The following is a 20,749-nucleotide window of genomic DNA, read 5'->3' on the forward strand; positions in this document are numbered from 1 at the left end:
AATCTCATCGCATGAAGAGATCGCGAACGGCGGCCTGTCCCCTTTTTGTCCGGGACAGTTTCGGACCCGTCCCCAAGTCCGATGAGTCCTAGAGATATTCTACGGCAAGGCGATCGAGGGTGCCGTCTTCTTCCATAGCTTTGAGGGCTTCATTGATGGCGTCCTTCAAGTTCGAGGACTGCGAAGGGAGCGCGATGCCGTAGGCCTCCCCTGTCATGATGTATTCGATGATCTGCAGGTCTGCGAAACCGTTCTGGAGGCAATGGTTCGCAACAGGTAGATCGAGCACAACCGCCTGAACCTCTTTCGCCTGAAGGGCCTGCAAGCACTTTTGCGCCGAAGAGTATTCTGCGACTAGCTTCTCACTCGTGAGCGTTTTAGCGGTATCGAGGCATGTACTCCCTTTCACCACTGCAATGCGCGTCGTGTCGCGATCGAATTCCGTAGTGCTCAGATAGGTTGCGTTGCTTGCCTTCGAATCAGGCTGCTTTGCTGTTGTTTTGCTCGATTGCTTGCGCGCATCCGTGGGATACTTCGAGCTTTCCGTGCCTTGCTCGTCAACGGGCTTGCGGCAGATGACTGCCTGGTCGCCCACAAAATACCAATCAGAAAAATCTACCAGCTCGTCACGCTGGGACGTGATGGCCAGCGCCCCGAGCGCCACATCTCCCACGGGTTCAGGTGCTTCATCGGTTTCAGATGCATTCGCGGGCTTTTCGCACGTAAGGACAGAGAGCATCTCTGTGCGCGGAACGTTGACGATCTGCAAGGTAAGGCCCAAACGATTCGCCACCTCTTTGGCTACCGCGATGTCGTAGCCCGAAGGATCTTCGGCACTGCCTGAAGAAAAAGGCGCATAGTCAAGGGCAGTGATGACCGTGAGCGTATCAGGCGTTACGAGCTCTTCAGCCCAGGCAGGCTTGCTATCTTGAGGTTCATCTTGCTCGGCACAGGCCGTGCAAAGACCAAGCACGCACAGCAGACAAGCCGCCAATACCAGGAACGTGAATATGCGAGCTACGTATGTCTTCGCCGTTTTTTGCATCTCTTATGCAGCCGCCCCATCAAGAGCAGGTTCTTCTTTTGCCACCACTGCATCGGCGCTTTCCAGCTTCAGGTCGCCCTCTTTGATCCAGCCACGCTTGCGGAAGAACCAGCCGAAGATGTACGTGAGCACAGCTGGCAGCACGAAACAGATGAGGATGAGGCCTGCCCAGTCGAAAGCAGTGATAGCCGCCATTGTACCTGCGGAAATATCCGCGAGCCAGCCCGTGTAGACGCCAATAGGACCGACCAGACCGCAGGTGCCCATGCCAGCCGAAATAGCAGCACCATCCATGCGCATCTGGAACACACAGGTTGCAATAGGGCCCGTGATCATAGCTGCCAGCGTGGGAGGGATCCAAATGCGTGGGTTGCGGATGATATTGCCCATCTGCAGCATCGAGGTGCCGATACCTTGCGAGATAAGACCACCCCAGCGGTTCTCCTTGAAGCTCATCACCGCGAAGCCCACCATCTGCGCGCAACAGCCAGCAACCGCCGCACCGCCAGCCAGGCCAGTAAGACCCAACGCTGCGCAGATAGCTGCCGACGAGATGGGCAGCGTTAACGCCATGCCCACGAGCGCCGAAACGATGATGCCCATGAACAACGGCTGCAGATCGGTTGCCCACATGATAAGATTGCCCACCCAGGAAGCCGCCGCGCCGATAGCAGGGGCCCACCAATAGGAAAGCAAACAACCCACCATGATAGTGACGAGTGGCGTGACCAAGATATCGATCTTGGTCTCGTTGGCCACGATCTTACCTGCTTCAGCCGCGAAGATCGCGATGATGAGAACTGCCAAAGGACCGCCCGCCCCGCCAAGCGAATTCGAGGCATACCCTACCGCTACCAGGGAGAACAACACAAGCGATGGCGCTTTCAGTGCAAACCCGATGGCTACCGCCATCGCAGGGCCCGCTGCCGCCTTCGCGAAATCGCCGATCTCCACGAGCAAGGGAACGCCTGCCTGCTGACCGATGGTAGCAAGGATGGTACCCATCAACAGCGACGCGAACAGACCCTGCGCCATAGCGCTGAGCGCATCGATCAAGTAACGCTGGACCGAGATCTCAACGTCCTTGCGAGCAAGGAAATCCTTCATTTTCGCGGCCATGGTTATTCCTCGACCCCCAGGATATCGAGCGCTTTCTGATAGCCACCTGTTCCGTAGTTGAGCGCCTTGGACACACGCGCGATGGTAGTAGCCGAAGCGCCCGTGGTCTTCTCGATAGAGGCATATGATTCACCCTGACGCAGCAAGCGCGCAACCTCAAGGCGTTGAGACGTATCCTTGATCTCGCGGATGGTGAACAGATCCTCTAGCAACGCAAAGACCTCGTCGGGGTCGGTGATGCCTGCCAGAACGTTCAGCAAGTCTTCAACTTCTGGGGTGCGCAATTCTGCCATTGCTTGCCTTTCCTCTATGGGGAGTCTTACAAAAAGAGCCCAGACTACACACTGGGCTCTTTGAAAATATGCTTTGACCTGCGCGCTTAGTAAGCGATGCGCGTGATCCATTCTTCGTATTCAGGCACCTTGCCATAGGCGACATCGAAATAACGTGCCTGAAGCTGTTTGGTGATAGGGCCTGGCTTGCCGATGACGCGGTCATCCACGCTACCGATAGGGGTGAGTTCAGCAGCTGAACCAGTCATGAACATCTCATCGGCAACATACAGATCCGAGCGATTGAGGGTTTCCTCGAGTGCGGGAATGTCCATGTCCACTGCGATATTCAGCACAGTGTCGCGCGTGATACCCTCGAGCAGACCATCGCCCAGGGGCGGGGTCATGAGGATGCCGTCGCGCACGATGAAGAGGTTTTCACCCGTGCCTTCGCAGACGTGGCCCACTTCGTTGAGCATGATAGCCTCTGCGTAGCCATGCGACTTCGCCTCGAGCTTCGCAAGGATGGAGTTCATGTAGGAAGCAGTGGACTTCACTGCAGGCGGGATGGCGTTGAACGAACGCTGACGCCAGGAAGAGATGCCTACCGAAACGCCGTTTTCCAGCGCTTCTTCACCCAGGTATGCATCCCAAGGCCATACCGCGATGATGACATCGACTGGAGCACCCGTGGGATCAACACCCATCTGGCCATAACCATAGTAGGCCAGCGGACGAATGTAGCACGACTTCAACTTGTTCGCCTTGATGATATCGATGGTAGCCTGGCACAGTTCCTCAACGGAATAGGGCAGCTCCATGCGCGCGATCTTCGCGCTATTATGCAGGCGCTTCATATGGTCTTCCAGGCGGAAGACCACCGCTTCATCGGTGTCGGTATTGTGATAGCAGCGAATACCTTCGAATACACCTGATCCATAATGCAGGCCATGCGAGAGAACATGAGTAGTAGCCTGTTCCCAAGGCACGATCTCGCCGTTCTTCCAGATGTAGTCGACTGCGGTCAAATCTGCCATGACGATTCCTTTCCCCGAGCGTGTGTGCTTCGATCCGTTTCGCGACCAGCAGGCAAGATTCGCACTGCGGTGGCACATAAAAACGAAAGACCATGACAGTATCACGGTCTTTCGCTATTCTACTCTATTTCAGTGGAGCGGCCGCCCTTAATCGTGAAGTCGGTTGCCTTAATTGTAGAAAAGGATGTCGTTGTAGGTAGGCACAGGCCAGTAGTCATTCTCCACGATGCACTCGAGCGCGTCCACTTCTGCACGCAGAGCATCCATGGCAGGAATGACCTTGTCGGCATACGCATAGGCCTGCTGCTGATGATCGGTGATAGCTTCAGCCGCATCGTGCTCTTCGATGAGCGTGCGAATGCGAGTAGCCACTGCATTCGAGCCTTTGACCAGGCGTGCGAGCAGTTTTTCGTGCTCATCCATGTTTGATGAGGGAATAGCTTCCTTCACTGAAGTGATGGTCTCGGCGATATCGCGCATGTACTTGCTGATGGCTGGCAGATACGTGCGACGTGCCATGCGGATCATCACGCGCGCTTCGATGTTCAGCAGCTTCGTATATTTCTCGAGCTTAACCTCATAGCGGCTGCGCACCTCGGATTCAGAGAGGATGCCGAATTCTTCGAACAGGTCGATGGATTTCTGCGAAACGAAGCACGGCAGCGCCTCGGCGGTATTGCGATTGTTCGCCAGACCGCGCGCTTCGGCTTCCTTTTCCCACTCTTCGGAATAGCCATTGCCGTTGAAGATGATGCGCTGATGATCAGCGAGCAGCTGGCGCACATAGGCGATAGCTGCCTTTTCGAACTCCGCACCTTCCAGGCCTTCGCATGCATCTGCGAAATCCTTCAGGCTCTTAGCCACTGCGGTGTTCAAGATCATGTTGCAATCTGAAAGATTCACGGCCGCGCCTGGCATGCGGAACTCGAACTTATTGCCCGTGAACGCAAAAGGACTGGTGCGATTGCGGTCGGTGTTGTCCTTCAGGAATTGAGGCAGCACTGCTACGCCCAAGTCCATGGAGATGGCTTCAGCGGAATGATATTCATCGCCATTGATCAGGGCTTCCACGATAGCACCCAGTTCATCGCCCAAGAAGATGGACACGATGGCGGGAGGAGCTTCATCCGCACCCAGACGATGGTCGTTGCCCGCAGATGCCACGGACATGCGCAGCAGTTCCTGATATTCGTCGACCGCTTCGATGACGCAGGCAAGGAACACGAGGAAGCGCAGGTTATCGATGGGGTCGTCGCCCGGATCGAGCAGGTTCACGTTGTCGTAGGACAGCGACCAATTATTGTGCTTGCCCGAGCCGTTGATGCCTTCGAAAGGCTTTTCATGCTGCAAGCAGGTAAGGCCGTAATGCGATGCGTCGAGGCGCATCTTTTCCATAGTGAGCAGGTTCTCGTCCACTGCGCGGTTGGCGTTGGTGAAGATGGGAGCAAGCTCATGCTGAGCAGGTGCCACTTCGTTATGCTTGGTCTTTGCGGTAACGCCCAACTTCCACAGGTCGTCATCGAGTTCCTTCATGAATTCGTTGACTGTGGGGCGGATGGCGCCGAAATAATGCTCGTCGAGCTCTTGACCCTTGCTGGGCGGTGCGCCGAAGAGCGTGCGACCGGTCATCATCAGGTCTTGGCGGCGCGCGTAGTCCTTCTCCGAGATGAGGAAGTATTCCTGCTCAGAGCCCACCGTAGCGATGACCTGGTGGCCATCTTCGCCGAAGAACTTCAGCACACGCTGAGCCTGCGTGTCGATAGCGCGCATGGAGCGCAAGAGCGGTGTCTTCTTGTCCAGTGCTTCGCCCGTATAGGAGCAGAACGCCGTGGGAATGCAGAGCACCTCATCTTTGATGAACGCCTGGCTGGTGGGATCCCAAGCGGTATAGCCGCGAGCTTCGAAGGTAGCGCGTAGGCCACCGTTCGGGAAGCTTGATGCGTCGGGTTCGCCCTGGATGAGCTCCTTGCCCGAGAAGGTCATGATGGCAGTACCATCGCCAACGGGAGTGAGGAAGCTGTCATGCTTTTCAGAGGTGATGCCCGAAAGCGGCTGGAACCAATGGGAATAATGGGTAGCACCGTTTTCGATGGCCCATTCTTTCATAACGTGGGCAACAACGTTTGCCACCTCAAGATCGAGCGGTTTGCCTTCTTTGATGGTCTTCTCGAGCGTCTTGTAGGTCTCGGATGGAAGGCGCTCTTTCATAACATGGTCGTTGAAGACGAGCGTTCCGAAGATCTCTGACACGTTTGACATGCTGTTCTCCTCACGTGGATGCGGGGGCGTTTAGTTTAGATTGCATCCGATGCGCGCCTATTCGCGCGCGGTATTCTGCACATTATACCAGTACAACACAAGCGAACGCACTTGATCACGGAAACTGCTAGGGTGCTGCGGCTGCAAGGTAATCGTACATAACTTACCCGTTTCACTGTTCGCCTTCGGCTCATGCGCTGCACTGCCTCATGCTTTGTTTACACGAAGGAACCCTAACGGGTTCCTTCTATCTTTCTAAGTTGGTGTTCAGAGTAAGTTCTGCGCGCTCACCTTACATCCACAGCACCGTGCGCTCTCCTTAAAAGCTTGAACAGATCGAAAACGGTCGGCCTAACCAAAAGCGGAAGCGGAACCCGTTCCAGCAGTGCCAGCGCTTTGAGTGGTGGTAGTGGCGGTAGGCATAAAGGGCAGCGTTGCGCCTGTGAGCGTCATGATCAGGAAAAGGAGCGCTTGGCAGGCGAAACCGATCCACGTAGCGAAGAGCGCTTGCCTACGACGTTTGGGCGAGAGCGTGGTGGTGGATATGAAGGCCATCACCAAGCCAAGCATGCCACCAATGAAGCCGAGCACGAACCAACCGATCTTGAATCCCCAGCTCATGGGCTTTGGGTCATCATCAGGGTCGGAAGGCGTGGCGAAGAAGGAGAATGCGCCATTGGGGCGGAAGGTCGGTTGGGGCTGCTGAGAGTTCGATTGCTGCTGGGTCTGACCTGGCTGCTGTTGAGGGTTCGGCTGCTGAGGCTGACCTTGAGTAGCAGCGTTCGGATCCTGGGCAGGCGCAGGCTGTTGCGGCTGAACGGGAGGTTGTGCGGGTTGCGAGCCTGCGGACTGAGTTGCTGGCTGCGCAGGTTGTGCAGGTTGCGCAGGCTGCACTGGCTGCTGACCAGGAGCAGGAGGTGGAACGGGTGACCCTTGAGGTGCTGGGGCATTCCCTGCATCGTTAGACTGCGTGTTCGGTTTCATATCTTCAGACATAGGAACTTTCCTTGTTCGTTTTGCGAATATGCTCTTTCCATTATCACCGATTCTGCGCGTGATGCGTGGCTTCGACACACAATCGATACCTCAGGCACATCTTCGATGATGCGTGGCACGGTCAAAGAGACCGTCCGATACGAAAAAGGACCGCCTCGATGAGACGGTCCTTTGAAAGGCAATTGCCTGATGGTCTTAGCGCTTGCTGAACTGCGGGCGCTTGCGAGCCTTCTTCAGACCATACTTCTTACGCTCGACCATACGAGCATCGCGGGTCAGGTAGCCTGCACGCTTGAGTTCTGCGCGGTAGTCGCCTGCCTCGAGAAGAGCACGAGCGATGCCTAGACGCAGAGCGCCAGACTGGCCAGACATGCCGCCACCATTGCAGCGAGCGATGACGTCGAACTGATTCATGGTATCGGTCACGCCGAAGGGGGTGAGCGCATAGTCGACGAGCGCCTGGCGACCGAAATAGGTCAGGCCATCACGACCATTGACGGTTACTTTGCCCGTACCAGGAACGATACGAACGCGCGCAATAGCATTCTTGCGACGGCCGGTGCCGTAATAAATTGCTTCGCCTGCCATTAGTTATCCTCCATCTTGATCTCGCGGGGCTGCTGGGCCATGTGCGGATGTTCAGCACCAGCATAGACCTTCAGCTTCTTGGCCATTGCACGACCGAGCGTGTTCTTGGGGAGCATGCCCTTGACCGCGTGCTCGATGACGCGCTCAGGATGCTTCTCCATGGCCTCTTCGAAGGTCTCGCACTTGAGTCCTCCCGGATAACCGCTGTGACGATAGTATTCTTTGTCGGTGAGCTTCTTGCCCGACACGCGGATCTTGTCTGCGTTGACGATGACGACAAAATCGCCAGTGTCGACATGCGGGGTATAGGTCGGCTTATGCTTACCCCTCAAGATCTGAGCAGCCTTCGAAGCAACACGACCAAGGATCTGGTCCTGTGCATCGATGAGAAGCCATTCGCGGTTGACTTCGCCTGGCTTTGCGTAATAAGTCTTCACTACGTTCCTCCATTAGTAACAGTGTTAGTTTTCAAAAGTTGCCTGCTTCTGTCTGAAACGCGAAGGATCCTACCCCTTCGCTGTCTTATCGGCTGGTTCTGGACTACCTTTCGATAAGCTTCAGACCGCATAGCCACACGGGGCTTTTGAAAGCGAACCTTTGCATAATAAGCCTTTTTGCGCGGGTGCGTCAATCATGTACGCGCGTATACGTGCACGCCGCACCCGTCAACGGTGAGCGTAAAGACTCCCGATGCTGCGGCTGCAAGGTAATCGTGCATAACTTACCCGTTTCGTTGTTCGTGTAGACAAAAAGGGCTACGCCCCCAATTTGTCTACACTCATGCGCTGCACTGCCTCGTGCTCTATTTACACGAAAGCAACCCGTTGGGTTGCTTTCTAGATTCTAGGTTAGTGTTCAGAGTAAGTTATGCAGCCTTACCCTGCAGCCACAGCACCGTGTACGGTTGAACCTGTCCCCATTTTGTCCCGGACAGATTTGAACCCGTCCCCGGTTAGTCTTGGACGCGGACGACCGAAGGATAGCCGCCGATGACGGTATCGGGAAGCGCGAGGATCTCGTCGATGACCTTTGCCACGCTGTCTTCGTGGGCAGTGTGCGTAACGAACACCAGGTTCACCGCGTCGCGTGCCTTGGTACCGCGCTGCTGAACGGACTGCAGCGACACGTCGTACTTCGCGAAGATGTCGGCACAAGACGCCAGAACGCCTGCGCGGTCTTCCACAAGGAAGCGCAGGTAATACTTGGTCTGGAGCTCGTCCATGCTGATGACGGGAATGTTGTCCGTACAGGTGCAACCCACGATGGGCTTGATGCCCATCTGGATGTGGCGTGCAACTTCGAGCACATCGCCCATGACCGCGCTTGCAGCTGGACCCGCGCCAGCGCCTTCGCCGAAGAACATGGTCTCACCCACGGCATCGCCCACCACGTAGATGGCGTTGAATACACCGTTGACCTTGGCCAGCTGATGGTCGAGCGGGATCATGGTGGGATGAACGCGCACGCCGATACCATGATCGGTGCGGTGAGCATGAGCGACCAACTTCACGGCATAGCCCATGGTGTTGGCCAGCGCCAGGTCGATCGGGGAAATGCGGCGGATGCCTTCGGTATAGACATCGTCCATGACCACACGGGAATTGAAAGCGATGGACGCCAGGATGGCGATCTTCGCGGCGGCGTCGAGACCGTCAACATCGGCGGTGGGGTCAGCTTCGGCAAAGCCCTTTGCCTGGGCTTCAGCGAGCGCTTCGTCGTAGCTCATACCGTCTTCGCCCATGCGCGTGAGCATGTAGTTGGTGGTGCCATTCACGATGCCCATAACGGCAGAGATCTCGTTAGAGATAAGGGAGTGCTTCAGCGGGCCGATGATGGGGATACCGCCACCAACGCTGGCCTCGAAAGCCACTTCAACGCCCTTTTCTTCAGCGAGGCTCAAGATCTCTTCACCAGAAGTTGCCATGAGCGCCTTGTTCGCGGTGACCACATTCTTGCCTGCAGCGAGCGAATCCATGACCACCTGCTTGGCAACGCCCGTGCCACCGATCAGCTCGATGACGATATCGATCTCGGGGTCGTTCGTGATGTCCGTGAAGTCTTCGGTGAAGATGTCGGCAACGCCATGCGCAGCGGCCTGTTCAGGCTCGCGCGAACATACGCGCACCAGCTCCAGGTCGATGCCGTAATGACGCAGGAAGTCCTGCTTGTGGTTCTGCAAGATGTCGATGCAGCCGCCACCGACGGTGCCTGTTCCAACCAATCCGACTTTAACAGCCATACGATTCACTCCGTTCATAAACTAAGGTTCTGTGATTATACCCGCAGATACTCAGAATCTTCGAGCAAGCATGTCGCCCGCTCGATAAGCAGCCTGGATAATCCATCTTGTGGCTTAACCCGACCGGTGAGTTTTGGGCACACAGTGAGGCTATCTGGGTTGGGTTGTAGATTCTCTCTGAACACTAACTAAAAAGAAAGAAGGAACCCAACGGGTTCCTTCGATTAATAATGCATGAAGCAGTGCAGCGCATGAGCCGAAGGCGAAACAGCGCCAGCGGGTGAATCCGAGACCCTACCCCTGCAGCCTTGCTGTGTGCGGGACCAACTTACAGTAGGTCGGCGTCGATGTCGCAAGCCATGAGATCATCGTAGGTTTCGCGTCGGGTGACCATGCGAGCCTGGCCGTCCTTCACGAACACGATGCCCGGACGCGGCTGACCGTTGTAGTTGCTCGACATGGAGTAGCAGTACGCGCCGGTGCCAAACATGCAGATGATGTCGCCTAGATCAGGGTGCTGCAGCGGACGATCGATAGCCACCGCATCGCCGCTTTCGCAATGCTTACCGCACACCGTAACGATCTCGGTTCGCGGCTGATTGGCCTTGTTCGCGATGACTGGCTCGTATTCCGCGTGATAGAGCGCAGTGCGGATGTTGTCGGACATGCCACCATCGATGGCCACGTACTTGCGAATGCCCGGCAGCGTCTTCAAGATGCCCACGGTATAGAGCGTCACGCCCGGAACCGCCACCATTGAACGACCGGGCTCGCACAGCAGGCGCGGCAGCTTGAAGTTATATTCCGCGCAGTACTTCTTCATGGAATCGGTGACCACCTGAGCGAAGTCATCGATGGTCGCGGGTTTATCTTCGGCAGTGTAGGCAATACCCAGGCCGCCGCCCACATCGATGTCCTCAACTTCAACGCCGTAGGTTTCCTTCACGCGCGCGGCGAATTCGACGATGACCTTGATGGCTTCGTCGAACGAATGCAGGGCGAAGATCTGCGAGCCGATGTGCATGTGGAAGCCCACCAGGTTCACGTTGGGCATATCCAGGATGTCGCCCACGCACTTGAAGGCGAAATCCTCGCGCATGGTGAAGCCGAACTTCGAATCTTCGCAGCCCGTGCGGATATATTCGTGAGTGTCAGCCTCAACGCCTGGCGTGATGCGCATGTAGATATCTTGGGTCACACCAACCTCGGATGCGATCTGAGAAACGCGCGTCGCCTCGATGCGCGAGTCGACCACGATGCGACCGACGCCCGCCGCGATAGCTTCCGAAAGTTCCTGCGAAGTCTTATTATTGCCGTGCACGAAGACGCGCTCCATCGGGAAATCGACCGCGCGCGCCACAGCCAATTCGCCGCCGCCAGACACATCCAGGCACAGATCATGCTTGTTCACCAAGCGGCAGACCGCCTTGTTCAAGAACGCCTTCGATGCATAGATGATGTCGGAATTCGGATAGCGCGTCCTGAATGCCTCGCGATAGGTCTCCATGCGATGCTCAAGATCAGCCTGGTCGTAGACGTACAGCGCCGTACCGGCATCTTTAGCCAGCTCGACCATATCAACGCCACCGATATACAGGTGGCTATCGATGACTTCGGCGGTCATCGGCAAGCATTCGCCAAGTTCCATCGTAGTGCGTTCGTCGGGCTGAGCATCGAGCTTAGGTGCTGGGAGCGACATGGAATCCCTTTCTCTCTTGATCGAATAAAGCGTGAACGTAGTTAATAGAGGCTAACTTATTTGTTCTCCCCTAATAGTAAATGGTCTACTGGAAGCTCGCTACGAGAATAGGGCGAAGAAACGAGATAGAAAACTTTCGTCTTCGGGCTCGACCTCATCAGGCTCTGGATCGGGCAGCGTGATAGCCTCGGTGGTCATGACGAACTGCACAAGATCAACGTTGGTATTGCGCGCATCGACGAAGCTTCGCAGAACAAGATCACTCTTGTCGTATTCGGCCAGCATGTCATCGATCTGAGCCTGGAGCTCATCGGGGATATTCTTGGTCTCAGCGCTCAGCTGATCGGTGCCCTCTGCCAGCTGAGCTGCACCGTGAGAAAGCTGTGCGGTGCCCTGGGTGATGCTGCCCGTGGAATTCGCCAACTCCGAAGCTCCCGCATCAAGTTCACTCGAGCCACTGGTGAGCGCCCCACCCTGCTGCGCCAGTTGCGCAAGGCTGCCAGAGAGCTGCTGAAGTGGGTCGTTGATCTGATCATAGGCGGAAGCGAGCGAGCCCACACCTGAAAGATAGGCATCAAGTTGATCGAACTGGCCAGACATGCCCGAAAGCTTGCCTAGGATCGCCTGCTTTTCTGCATCAGAGAGCGAACTGGCTTGGATAGCGGCCACCAGATCTTGCATATCGCCTTTGGTTGCATCAAGGGACTGAGCGATAGCATCGCTGGACTGCTGAAGACCCGCGAGCTTCTCAGCGAACGTAGCCGAGCCAGCCGCAACCTGCGAAAGACCCTGGTTCACCTGGGTAATTCCAACCATATAGGCCGTCATTCCTGTTGAAAGCTCTGCTGCCCCACTTTGGAGCTTACCCACTCCTTCGTCGAGCTTTTGAGCGCCCGCGTCGAGCGCCTGGGCGCCACTATTCAAACGCTTCGCGCCCTTATCCAACTGGTCAGCGCCATCGATGAGCGCATCGAATTGCGCGGTGAGAGAATCTGAATCTGGCGCGTCAATAGCCATGGAGAATGGGATGGCCGCAATGCTGATGCCATCCATCTCGAAGTTGCTCACCTGCGCGGTGAGCGAGAACGATCCCGCCTTGCCTGGCATCGCGTTGAACGAAACCGCTGAATCCGAACCCGAGAGCGCAAGCGTGCCGCCATCGGTCTCGATGTCCTTAGCGTGCTCCATGGGCAACGTACAAGTGATCTGCAGCAGGTAATTCTCGAAATAGAGCGGATCGACCGCCGCGTTCTGTGCGGTCTCGATGGACACCTTCAGCATGCCCGACTTGCCCGCAAGGTCGGCCGCCGCGATGGGGACACCATCAAGCTCGTAGGAGATCTGCACGTTCCAAGGAAGATTCGTATCCGACAAGTTTCCCTGATAGACGAAGGATCCATCCTCGATCACCAGTGCCACGCCTTCGGCATCCACTGCCAGTTCCGACTCATCGGTAAGGTTCAGTGTTTCGCTATAGGCGCCATAGTCGCGCACCATCACGGGCGCTTCAGAGAACAGCTCGTTCACCACATAGAGGTTCTTCACCGCACCTGCAGCGGTCATGCTGGCGTAAACGACCTCCTGCTTCTCGCATGAACCATCGATAAGCCCGGTGATGTTCGCAGTGCTGGGAAGCTCTTGGTTCTCGGCAGCGAAATATGTTTCGCCGTTAGCAAGCTGAGGTAGCGCGCACGCGCCATAGAGCGTTGTTGCGAGCACACCCGCAACTACCACGTTCGTAACCTTCACCTTCATAGTGTTCACCTTCCATGAACAGCGTACGCCTTGATCGAGCATACACCGCGATCCTGCTTACATTGCCTGCGCCTTCGCAAGGTCTTGGTCTTCTGAGCGGCCGCCCGGTCTGCGGCTGGGACGTGTCTCGCGATAGAAATGTGCGCCAAGCGTGGTCTTCTCGATGACGCGATCGAATAGCATGAAGAGCATCGGCAACAGCAAGAACGTATTGAGCGCAGCGATGAACGCGCCGCGGCCGATGAGCGTGCCAAGCCCCGCAATAACGCCGTTGCTCGAGATGATGCCGATGAATGCGCCGCACACCGTAAGGATGGTGGCCGAAGTAAGGATGGTGATAGCGCTGTGCGAAATAGCCTTGATGATGGCTGGGCGCTTGGGCATTTCGCGCCGCTTCTCCAAATAGGATCGGGACAAGATGATGGTGTAGTCCACGGTCGCGCCCAACATGATAGCGCTGATGATGAGATAACCGATGTACTGGACGGACTCACCCGTGAAATACGGGATGGCCAGATTGATCCAGATAGAGAGCTCGATGGTGAAGAGCAGGATGAGCGGGATGGACAAGCTCCTGAACATCACCAAGAGCACCAGGCCAATGGCCACGATGGAAGCGATGAGCACGCGCATCGAGTCGTCGTTCACGATCAGCGACATATCGTAGCTGGTCACTGTCCCGCCAACCAATTCGGCCGTACCAGGGTAGTAGCGATCGCTCACGTCGCGGATAGCCTGAACAAGCCCGAAAGCTTCAGGGCTTTCGCCCGAGAAGTCGGTGCCGATGATGATGCGCGAATAGCCGCCAGCGATAAGCTGACTCAAGCTCTCATCAGGTACGATCGCGGTAGGGACGCGTTCGGATACCGTAGTGACGTAAGACGTGACCGAGGTTACGTGCGGCAGCTCATCAAGCGCGTGGACCAATTCGCGCTCGGCTCCCCAATTACCTTCAGGAACGAGCAAGACCCACTGACCTGAAGCGTTGAAGGTATCTTCGATCAAGTTCGTATCATCGTAGATCTGGCTCCCTGGTTCCACGAAGCCGCTCGCACCGTAGACGAATTCGGTCTGGCGCGACCCAAGGAATGCAGGCGCTACCACCAGCGCCGCCACTATGGTGAATGGGACGCTCAGGCGCAGGCACCACTGCGCGAACTTATTGAACGAAGGCAACAGCTTGCGATGGCTCGTGCGATCCAGAAGCTTTTCTGAGAGCAACACCATCACAGGCAAGATGAAGAGCACCGACAGGAAGCTGAACACGATGCCTTTAGCCAGCACCAAGCCCATGTCCGCGCCGATGAGGAACGCCATCACGCACAACGACAAGAAGCCGAAGAACGTGGTGGCGGCCGATGAAGCGATCACGCCCGAAGCCTTATGCATGCCAGCCAATGCCGCGTCGTAGGATGAAAGTCCTTCGCTCTTGAAGTGGCGATATTCGTGCAGCATGACGATGCCATAGTCCATGGAAACGGCCAGCTGCAGGATGGCCGCGCACATCTGCGTGATGAACGATATCTCGCCGAAGATGATGTTCGTACCCAAGTTATAGACGATCGAGATGCCAATGACAGAAAGGAACAGCACAGGCTCGAACCAAGCTTCGCTCGTGAGCAACAGCAGCCCCAAGATGACTGCGATGGCCATGATCATGATCAGCTGGATCTCGAAGTCGGACGAACCTTGCGCAACCGCTGTGTTCACCGCATCACCAGAAAGCGCCACGTTACTGGCGCCTGCTGCGGCGGCGGTCTCTTCTATCTCTTCGAGCGCAGCAACGGCCTTGGTGGAATCGAGCGTTACCTGGTAGAGGAACCCGTCATCGCTTCGCCAAGCCTTGACAGTATCGGGGTCGTATGTTTCGAGCGGACGCGCGATGTCGACCACATCGCCCAACCACAAGATATCGGAAAGGCCATCGAGCGCCTCGAACTGGCCCGCGAGCTCTTCAGCTTGCACGAGCGAAATTCCCTGCACGTAGATATAGCCATTGGGCAGATCACCACCGAACGCGTCTTCGAGCACTTCGAGCGACTGAGTGGAGGGAGATGTTTCAGGAAGATAATCGGCGAACTGGTAGTTCACCTTCACCAGCGGGATGCACAGCGCACAGATCACACAGAGCACTAACGCCCAAGCCAACACACCCTTGCGGTGATCGAGGGTCGCGCGGAAAAGCTTGTCGACTGCCTGATGCATGGCGGCCCTTCATATCGAAGTCTTTCGTGGATTTGCGCAGGTGCGCTTTATATAGGTAGTATAAACAAACGAAATAACCAGAACGTGCGCAGCGGAGATTTTTCATGGTAAAACTTACGGTCATCGCAGTTGGCAAGCTGAAGGAGCGCTTTTGGCGCGATGCGTGCGCGGAGTACGCAAAACGCTTAGGAGGCTATTGCGCGCTCGAAGTGCGCGAACTGCCTGATTCGAACATGCAACAAGAAGCATCGCTGGTGCTGGAGGCGCTGCCTGAAAAAGCTGCGGTGGTGGTGCTCGATATCCAAGGGAAGCCTACGTCAAGTGAGCAATTGGCGCAGCTGATCGAAGATTACACCGTTGACGGGGTCTCGCATATCGCCTTCGTCATAGGAGGATCGGATGGACTTACCGATGAAGTGAAGAGGCGGGCCGATAAGCGCATGAGCTTTGGGCCTATCACGCTGCCCCATAACCTTGCGCGCGTAGTGTTGCTCGAGCAGATCTATCGCGCGTTCAAGATTATCAAGCGCGAGCCGTATCATAAGTAACGAAGAGGCTGTTCCACTCAGTGAGACCTATAGGGTGAGGGTGCATAATTTACCCGCTACCCTGCTCATGGTTTGGAAATGGCTTCATTTCTATTTAGGATGAATGAAAGAAAAGTTAAATCTCTGGTTTGGGCACCTGATCCTGCCCCAAACCATTCGTGCGGTCGCTCTCCAGTATTTTTACGCGAACCTAGCTTAAGCTAGGTTCTGTCCTTAAAGATGGCTATGCGAAGTAAATTCTGCACCCTCACCCTACAGGTCTCACTGAGCGCATAACAAAAAGGGCCGACAAGCTGTCGGCCCTTTCGCATTTCACTATTGCCAGTCGGCGCCTATCACTACGAGATAGTCAGTGGTGAAGGAATAGGTGCCACCCGAGTTCTTCTTGATCTGGCCGATACCGAGAGCATCTGCGATGGCTTGCGCCTGAGCTTTGTCGGCGTCTTTGTTATAGACGATGATGGTGTTCTTGTACTTCGAGTTATCAGCGTTGCCTGTGTCGGTGATCGCACCAAGTTCCGAGAGCGTTGCGGCTGCCTCTGCGGCCACACCGTTGATGCCTGCGCCGTTGCGCACTGCGATCTTCACGCCGTTGAGCGTAGCACTGTTAGCGGAACTGCTATTCTTCTTGGAGCTTGACGAAGTGCCGCCATCACCGACCACTGCCAACGTAACGCCCGTGTTCGGGTCGATCAAGCCTTCTTCGGTCGGAGGCAAGCCCGCATCAACGCGCTTCATCATCTCGCGCCATGGCTCTTCATCAAGGATAGCCCACCAGATGTCGTTCTCGTAGAGCGGAGTGGTAGGCTCCATGGCGGAATAGATGTCTTCTTCAACGTTGATATCCTTGAAGGTATTCGCGAAACCGAGGATGCTCGACACGGAGAAATCGGTGGTGATGTAGTTCGCCAAGGTATTCACGGTGTTGGTCATGGTAGCCACGTCAGAGGACATGATCTTCTTCAAGATGGCCGAGATGACCATGCGCTGATTCGCGGCACGCATCAGGTCGCCGTCGCCATACTGGTCATACGCATGGCGCGAACGACACAACACGAGCGCTTGGGATCCGTTCAGTGTCTGAGGGCCAGCCTCGAGCGGTTCGCCAGCCAAAGGATCGTTGATGGCCATGGGCACGTCCACTTCAACGCCGCCAAGGGCATTCACCACGTCCTCGAAACCATTGAAGTCGATCTCGGCATAATGGTGGATGGGCACGCCAGCCAGTTCAGAGACGGTCTTCACCGCAAGTGCGGGACCGCCGAATGCGTAAGCTGCATTGATCTTCTGCTTGCCATAAGAGCCCAGTTCGACCATGGTATCACGATAGATCGAGACCATGGTTATCTTGCAATTCTTCGGATCGACGCGCGTTAGGATCATGGAGTCGGTACGATAAGCGCCGCCATAGATGTCGCTTTCTTCGCGCTCGTCCGATTTGTCCACGCCAATGAGCAGCATGTAGAACGGCTCACTGGGCGAATCGGATGCCGTAAGGGTGTTCATAAGATCGTCATCGATGCCGTCTTGGAGGTTGCGATCGATGCCAGAGATGAAGGCGAATGCCACGCCAGCGCCTGCAAGGATGACCACCAAGAAGATAGCGGCCGCGGTCAGACCGATCTTGCGCTTGCGGCGCTTCTTCTGCTTGTGAGCAGCAGCTTGATACTGTTCGGCGTTGCCGTGGCGCGAATAAGCACTAGCGTCATATTGCGAGGAATACGCAGTTGGCGTGCTCTGCGCGTTGGACGATTCATCAATGAATGGAGCGCTGTGGCGCCCACTGTTTTTCTTCGATTTCATCATCGTTCTATAATGCGCAATTTTGAATCGTTACGCAATTGTTATCAGGTGAGCTGACAATAACTCCCCTTATTTAACGTGAATTCTTCAAATTTGCACCCAGCGCATCTGAGAAAGCTGGTTCCTGCGAGGTTCATATTCTCTCGCTACCCTGTTCGCCCCTTCGGGGCTCATGCGGTCGCTCGATGTCTTAATTAAATATATCTGTGCATCGAGAGAATCTGATACCTCTCTGGCACCCAGCTCTCTCAACAGCGGAGATTCAGCCTTGGAATTCACGTTGGATTCGTCTAGTCCTTGTTCAGGGTTAGGGGGTTGGGATGGTGAACTTCCAAGCACAGGCACAGGTAGGATCTTCGATCTCGGGATAGCAGCTTAAACACTCAGTTTGGATGCGATCATCGATGGCGCGGGCGAAGGTGGCATATTCGTTGACCCCCACTGGTTTACAGGGATGGAACTCCATTCCCTTGCGGCTGCGTGCTGCTTGCACACGGCACACTTCGATACGGAAGATGAGCGCATCGTCTTCCCAATGCAGGCTCGACTCATTCGCAATCGAATTGTAATTGAGACGAAACGCCTGCTCAAGACCCTCAAGACCGGGATGTTCGGGCAGGCCGAGGAATTTCTTCAAGCGCTTGCCCTCTGAGAGCGGATAACGATTCCACACCTCGGCATCAACATCCATCGCGCGATCCATGCCGTCTTGCTCTTCGAGCACCTGAAACCACACGCCATCCATCGCCACCAAATTCTTCGCCGACATCTCTAAGAGCTCTATCAGCTGCTCCTTGGTCAGGTCTTCAAGATCATTCATGTCGCATTTCTTCACGTCAGACATCGCAGCGCCTCCTGTTCTTGCTTGCTGCTATTTTGACATAATTTGTGCGGATAGCAGTGCTCGAGCGTGCGTGGGCACAGGCGTGCGTGTAGAATTATCGAAACGACTAACAAGGAGCGAACATGAGCTTACGCAAAAGTGGCGCCAGACTGGCCTCATCGCTTTCTACGTGGGGGCTGAAGAAGCTCGCGCATCGTCCTGCGGCGATGCTGCCTGGCAAGATCGCGCTGAAGATCGACCCGAACATCATCGCTGAAGAGATGGCCAAGGTGGTCGAAGGCTCGATCGTGGTAGTAGGCACGAATGGCAAGACCACCGTGACCAATATGCTCGCTGACATCTTGGAAGCTGCCGGCAAGACCGTAGCGTGCAACCGCACTGGTGCCAACATGGCAGGTGGTGTGGCAGCAACGCTCTTGCAATCACGACCAGTCCAGTGGGGCGTGTTCGAATCTGACGAACTGTGGCTCGCGCGCATCCTGCCGCAAGTGAAAGCTACCTATGTTGTGCTTTTGAATCTATTCCGCGACCAGCTCGACCGCTGCGGCGAGATCGATCGTGTACAAGATGCCATCATCGCAGGACTGGAGCAATCGCCCGATTCTGTATTGATCTATAACGCTGATGATCCGCTATGCGCCATCATCGCTGAAAAGGCACCGAATCGCTCTATCGCATTCGGCGTGGGCGAAGACATGCACCTAGCACAGAACACCGTGGCTGACGCGCAGATGTGCCAGCGCTGCTCGGGCATGTTCACCTATGACTATCGTCAGTATGGCCAGTTGGGAACCTATCATTGTGACAACTGCGGGTTCGCACGTCCCGCGCTCGATGTGGCCGCGAAGAATGTGATGTTCGGTGGCCCGACCACGTACTCCATCGATGATACGCTCGATGGGAGCACGATGACCATGCGCCTTGATGAGTCGGGGCCCTACCTTATCTACAACACGCTTGCTGTATGGACCGCTGCTCACTTGGTGGGCGTACCCAATGAGGTCATCCAAAGCGGCATCTCGCATTTCAACCCGCAGAACGGCAGGCTTCAGCACCTGACCATTGAAGGCAGGCCGCTGTTGTTGAATCTGGCGAAGAACCCCACGGGCTTCAACCAGAACTTGAAGATCATCACCGCAGATCCAGGCAAGAAAGTGGTCGCGTTCTTCATCAATGATAACGAAGCGGATGGACACGATATCTCGTGGATCTGGGATTGCGACTTCGAAGAGCTTGCGGCACAACCCGATCTGGTGGTGTACGCAGGTGGAAATCGCAAGAACGACTTGCAGGTACGACTGAAGTACGCCGGCATCCAAGCAAGGCTGCTGAACAGCGTGAACGACATGGTGGATACGGCGCTCGACCTGCCGGCCGATTGGAATATGTACGCGATCGCGAACTACACTGCTCTACCGGCAGTACGCTCGGCACTGATGGCGCGCGCAGACAAGGTGCCGGTCGAGGTGCCGCGTGCGGGTACCATGCGCATCAATTCTTCCGTGATGGCAGACGATGCGCAGCCCCTCGATCAGGCGCCGCTTCGCATCGTGCATCTCTATCCTGACCTGCTGAATCTCTATGGCGATGGCGGCAACTTGAAGATCTTGATGAAGCGCTGCGCTTGGCGTGGTATTCCTGCAGAGCTGGTGCAAGTGAATTACGGTGATCCGTTCGATCTAGAGGGTGCCGATATCGTGTTCATGGGCGGTGGCCCCGACCGTGAACAACACCTGGCATCCGAGGAGCTCGTGAAGAACAAGGACCAGATCGCAGCTTATGTCGAAGACGATGGCGTGCTGCTGGCTATCTGCGGCGGCTTTCAGATCCTGGGCAAGAATTGGCTGATGGGCGATGAGAGTGTCGAGGGGCTTTCAATCATCGATGCGGAAACGAAGCGTCCCGATAAGGGTTACGACCGCCTGATCGAAAACGTTGCCCTTGAATCACCGCTAGCAACAGCACCCGTGATCGGGTACGAGAATCACGCAGGTCGAACGCACCTTGGCGAGGGCGTGATGCCTCTAGGCATGGTGGTCTCGTCGGTGGGACATGGAAACAACGACAAGTCGGGCAAGGACGGCGTGCGCTACCGCAACATCATCGGCACCTACTTGCATGGGCCGCTGCTGAGCAAGAATCCTGAAGTTGCTGATTGGCTCATTCGCACCGCCCTCGAGCGCAAGCTTGGTGAGTCGGTCACGCTCAGGCCACTCGATGACAGCGCAGAGCTGATGGCCAACGAGTTCATGGCCACCCGCCTCATCAAATAATTCATATATAAATCTCGAACAACAAAAAGAATCGCCAACGCTAAGCGCTAGGCGATTCTCTCTTCAA

Annotated in this window: 16 protein-coding genes; 2 read left to right on the plus strand and 14 right to left on the minus strand. The window is 55.8% G+C overall.

The window, feature by feature from the left end:
* Positions 1-88: 88 nt before the first annotated feature.
* From NFR25_RS01510 to NFR25_RS01565, 12 genes are all read right to left on the minus strand, one after another.
* A complete protein-coding gene (locus tag NFR25_RS01510; RefSeq protein WP_251197486.1) occupies positions 89-1,045 on the minus strand; it encodes an ABC transporter substrate-binding protein in 957 nt (318 codons plus the stop codon).
* A gap of 3 nt (positions 1,046-1,048) precedes the next feature.
* On the minus strand, positions 1,049-2,164 hold the full coding sequence (locus NFR25_RS01515) for a PTS sugar transporter subunit IIC (RefSeq protein ID WP_251197487.1): 1,116 nt from the start codon (positions 2,162-2,164) through the stop codon (positions 1,049-1,051).
* A 2-nt stretch (positions 2,165-2,166) separates the two neighbouring features.
* Positions 2,167-2,457 (minus strand): YerC/YecD family TrpR-related protein, encoded by a 291-nt coding sequence (locus tag NFR25_RS01520; RefSeq protein ID WP_251197488.1) that lies wholly within the window; start codon positions 2,455-2,457, stop codon positions 2,167-2,169.
* 86 nt (positions 2,458-2,543) lie between these two features.
* On the minus strand, positions 2,544-3,473 hold the full coding sequence (locus NFR25_RS01525; RefSeq protein WP_251197489.1) for a branched-chain amino acid transaminase: 930 nt from the start codon (positions 3,471-3,473) through the stop codon (positions 2,544-2,546).
* A gap of 168 nt (positions 3,474-3,641) precedes the next feature.
* Positions 3,642-5,732 carry a glutamine synthetase III family protein gene (locus tag NFR25_RS01530; RefSeq protein ID WP_251197490.1) on the minus strand — a complete coding sequence of 697 codons (2,091 nt, stop codon included), beginning with the start codon at positions 5,730-5,732 and terminating at the stop codon, positions 3,642-3,644.
* 351 nt (positions 5,733-6,083) lie between these two features.
* Complete coding sequence (locus NFR25_RS01535) at positions 6,084-6,728, minus strand: hypothetical protein (protein WP_251197491.1); 645 nt, start codon at positions 6,726-6,728, stop codon at positions 6,084-6,086.
* A gap of 195 nt (positions 6,729-6,923) precedes the next feature.
* Positions 6,924-7,316 carry a 30S ribosomal protein S9 gene (gene rpsI, locus NFR25_RS01540; protein ID WP_251197492.1) on the minus strand — a complete coding sequence of 131 codons (393 nt, stop codon included), beginning with the start codon at positions 7,314-7,316 and terminating at the stop codon, positions 6,924-6,926.
* Positions 7,316-7,753 carry a 50S ribosomal protein L13 gene (gene rplM, locus NFR25_RS01545; RefSeq protein WP_251197493.1) on the minus strand — a complete coding sequence of 146 codons (438 nt, stop codon included), beginning with the start codon at positions 7,751-7,753 and terminating at the stop codon, positions 7,316-7,318. The genes rpsI and rplM overlap by 1 nt, the downstream gene beginning before the upstream one ends.
* A gap of 515 nt (positions 7,754-8,268) precedes the next feature.
* Complete coding sequence (locus NFR25_RS01550; RefSeq protein ID WP_251197494.1) at positions 8,269-9,555, minus strand: homoserine dehydrogenase; 1,287 nt, start codon at positions 9,553-9,555, stop codon at positions 8,269-8,271.
* Positions 9,556-9,883: 328 nt separating this feature from the next.
* Positions 9,884-11,254, minus strand: coding sequence for a diaminopimelate decarboxylase (gene lysA, locus NFR25_RS01555; protein WP_251197495.1), 1,371 nt, complete (start codon positions 11,252-11,254; stop codon positions 9,884-9,886).
* A gap of 99 nt (positions 11,255-11,353) precedes the next feature.
* The gene (locus NFR25_RS01560) at positions 11,354-13,009 is read right to left on the minus strand and encodes a hypothetical protein (protein ID WP_251197496.1); all 1,656 of its coding nucleotides are present in this window, start codon (positions 13,007-13,009) and stop codon (positions 11,354-11,356) included.
* A gap of 57 nt (positions 13,010-13,066) precedes the next feature.
* A complete protein-coding gene (locus NFR25_RS01565) occupies positions 13,067-15,214 on the minus strand; it encodes an efflux RND transporter permease subunit (RefSeq protein WP_251197497.1) in 2,148 nt (715 codons plus the stop codon).
* Positions 15,215-15,318: 104 nt separating this feature from the next.
* Between NFR25_RS01565 and NFR25_RS01570 the strand changes: the two genes are divergently transcribed.
* Positions 15,319-15,762, plus strand: coding sequence for a 23S rRNA (pseudouridine(1915)-N(3))-methyltransferase RlmH (locus NFR25_RS01570; RefSeq protein WP_251197498.1), 444 nt, complete (start codon positions 15,319-15,321; stop codon positions 15,760-15,762).
* Positions 15,763-16,077: 315 nt separating this feature from the next.
* On the opposite strand, the gene NFR25_RS01575 is transcribed toward NFR25_RS01570, so the two are convergent.
* A complete protein-coding gene (locus tag NFR25_RS01575) occupies positions 16,078-17,565 on the minus strand; it encodes an LCP family protein (protein WP_251197499.1) in 1,488 nt (495 codons plus the stop codon).
* Between the two features lie 307 nt (positions 17,566-17,872).
* Positions 17,873-18,409: a DUF6125 family protein gene (locus NFR25_RS01580; protein ID WP_251197500.1), complete on the minus strand. Its 537-nt coding sequence runs from the start codon at positions 18,407-18,409 to the stop codon at positions 17,873-17,875.
* 122 nt (positions 18,410-18,531) lie between these two features.
* On the opposite strand from NFR25_RS01580, the gene NFR25_RS01585 reads away from it, so the two are divergent.
* Positions 18,532-20,682, plus strand: a complete 2,151-nt coding sequence (locus NFR25_RS01585; protein ID WP_251197501.1) for a MurT ligase domain-containing protein — start codon at positions 18,532-18,534, stop codon at positions 20,680-20,682.
* Positions 20,683-20,749: the final 67 nt, after the last annotated feature.

It is taken from the genome of Anaerotardibacter muris, from assembly GCF_943192915.1.
GTDB classification, from domain to species: domain Bacteria; phylum Actinomycetota; class Coriobacteriia; order Coriobacteriales; family Eggerthellaceae; genus Anaerotardibacter; species Anaerotardibacter muris.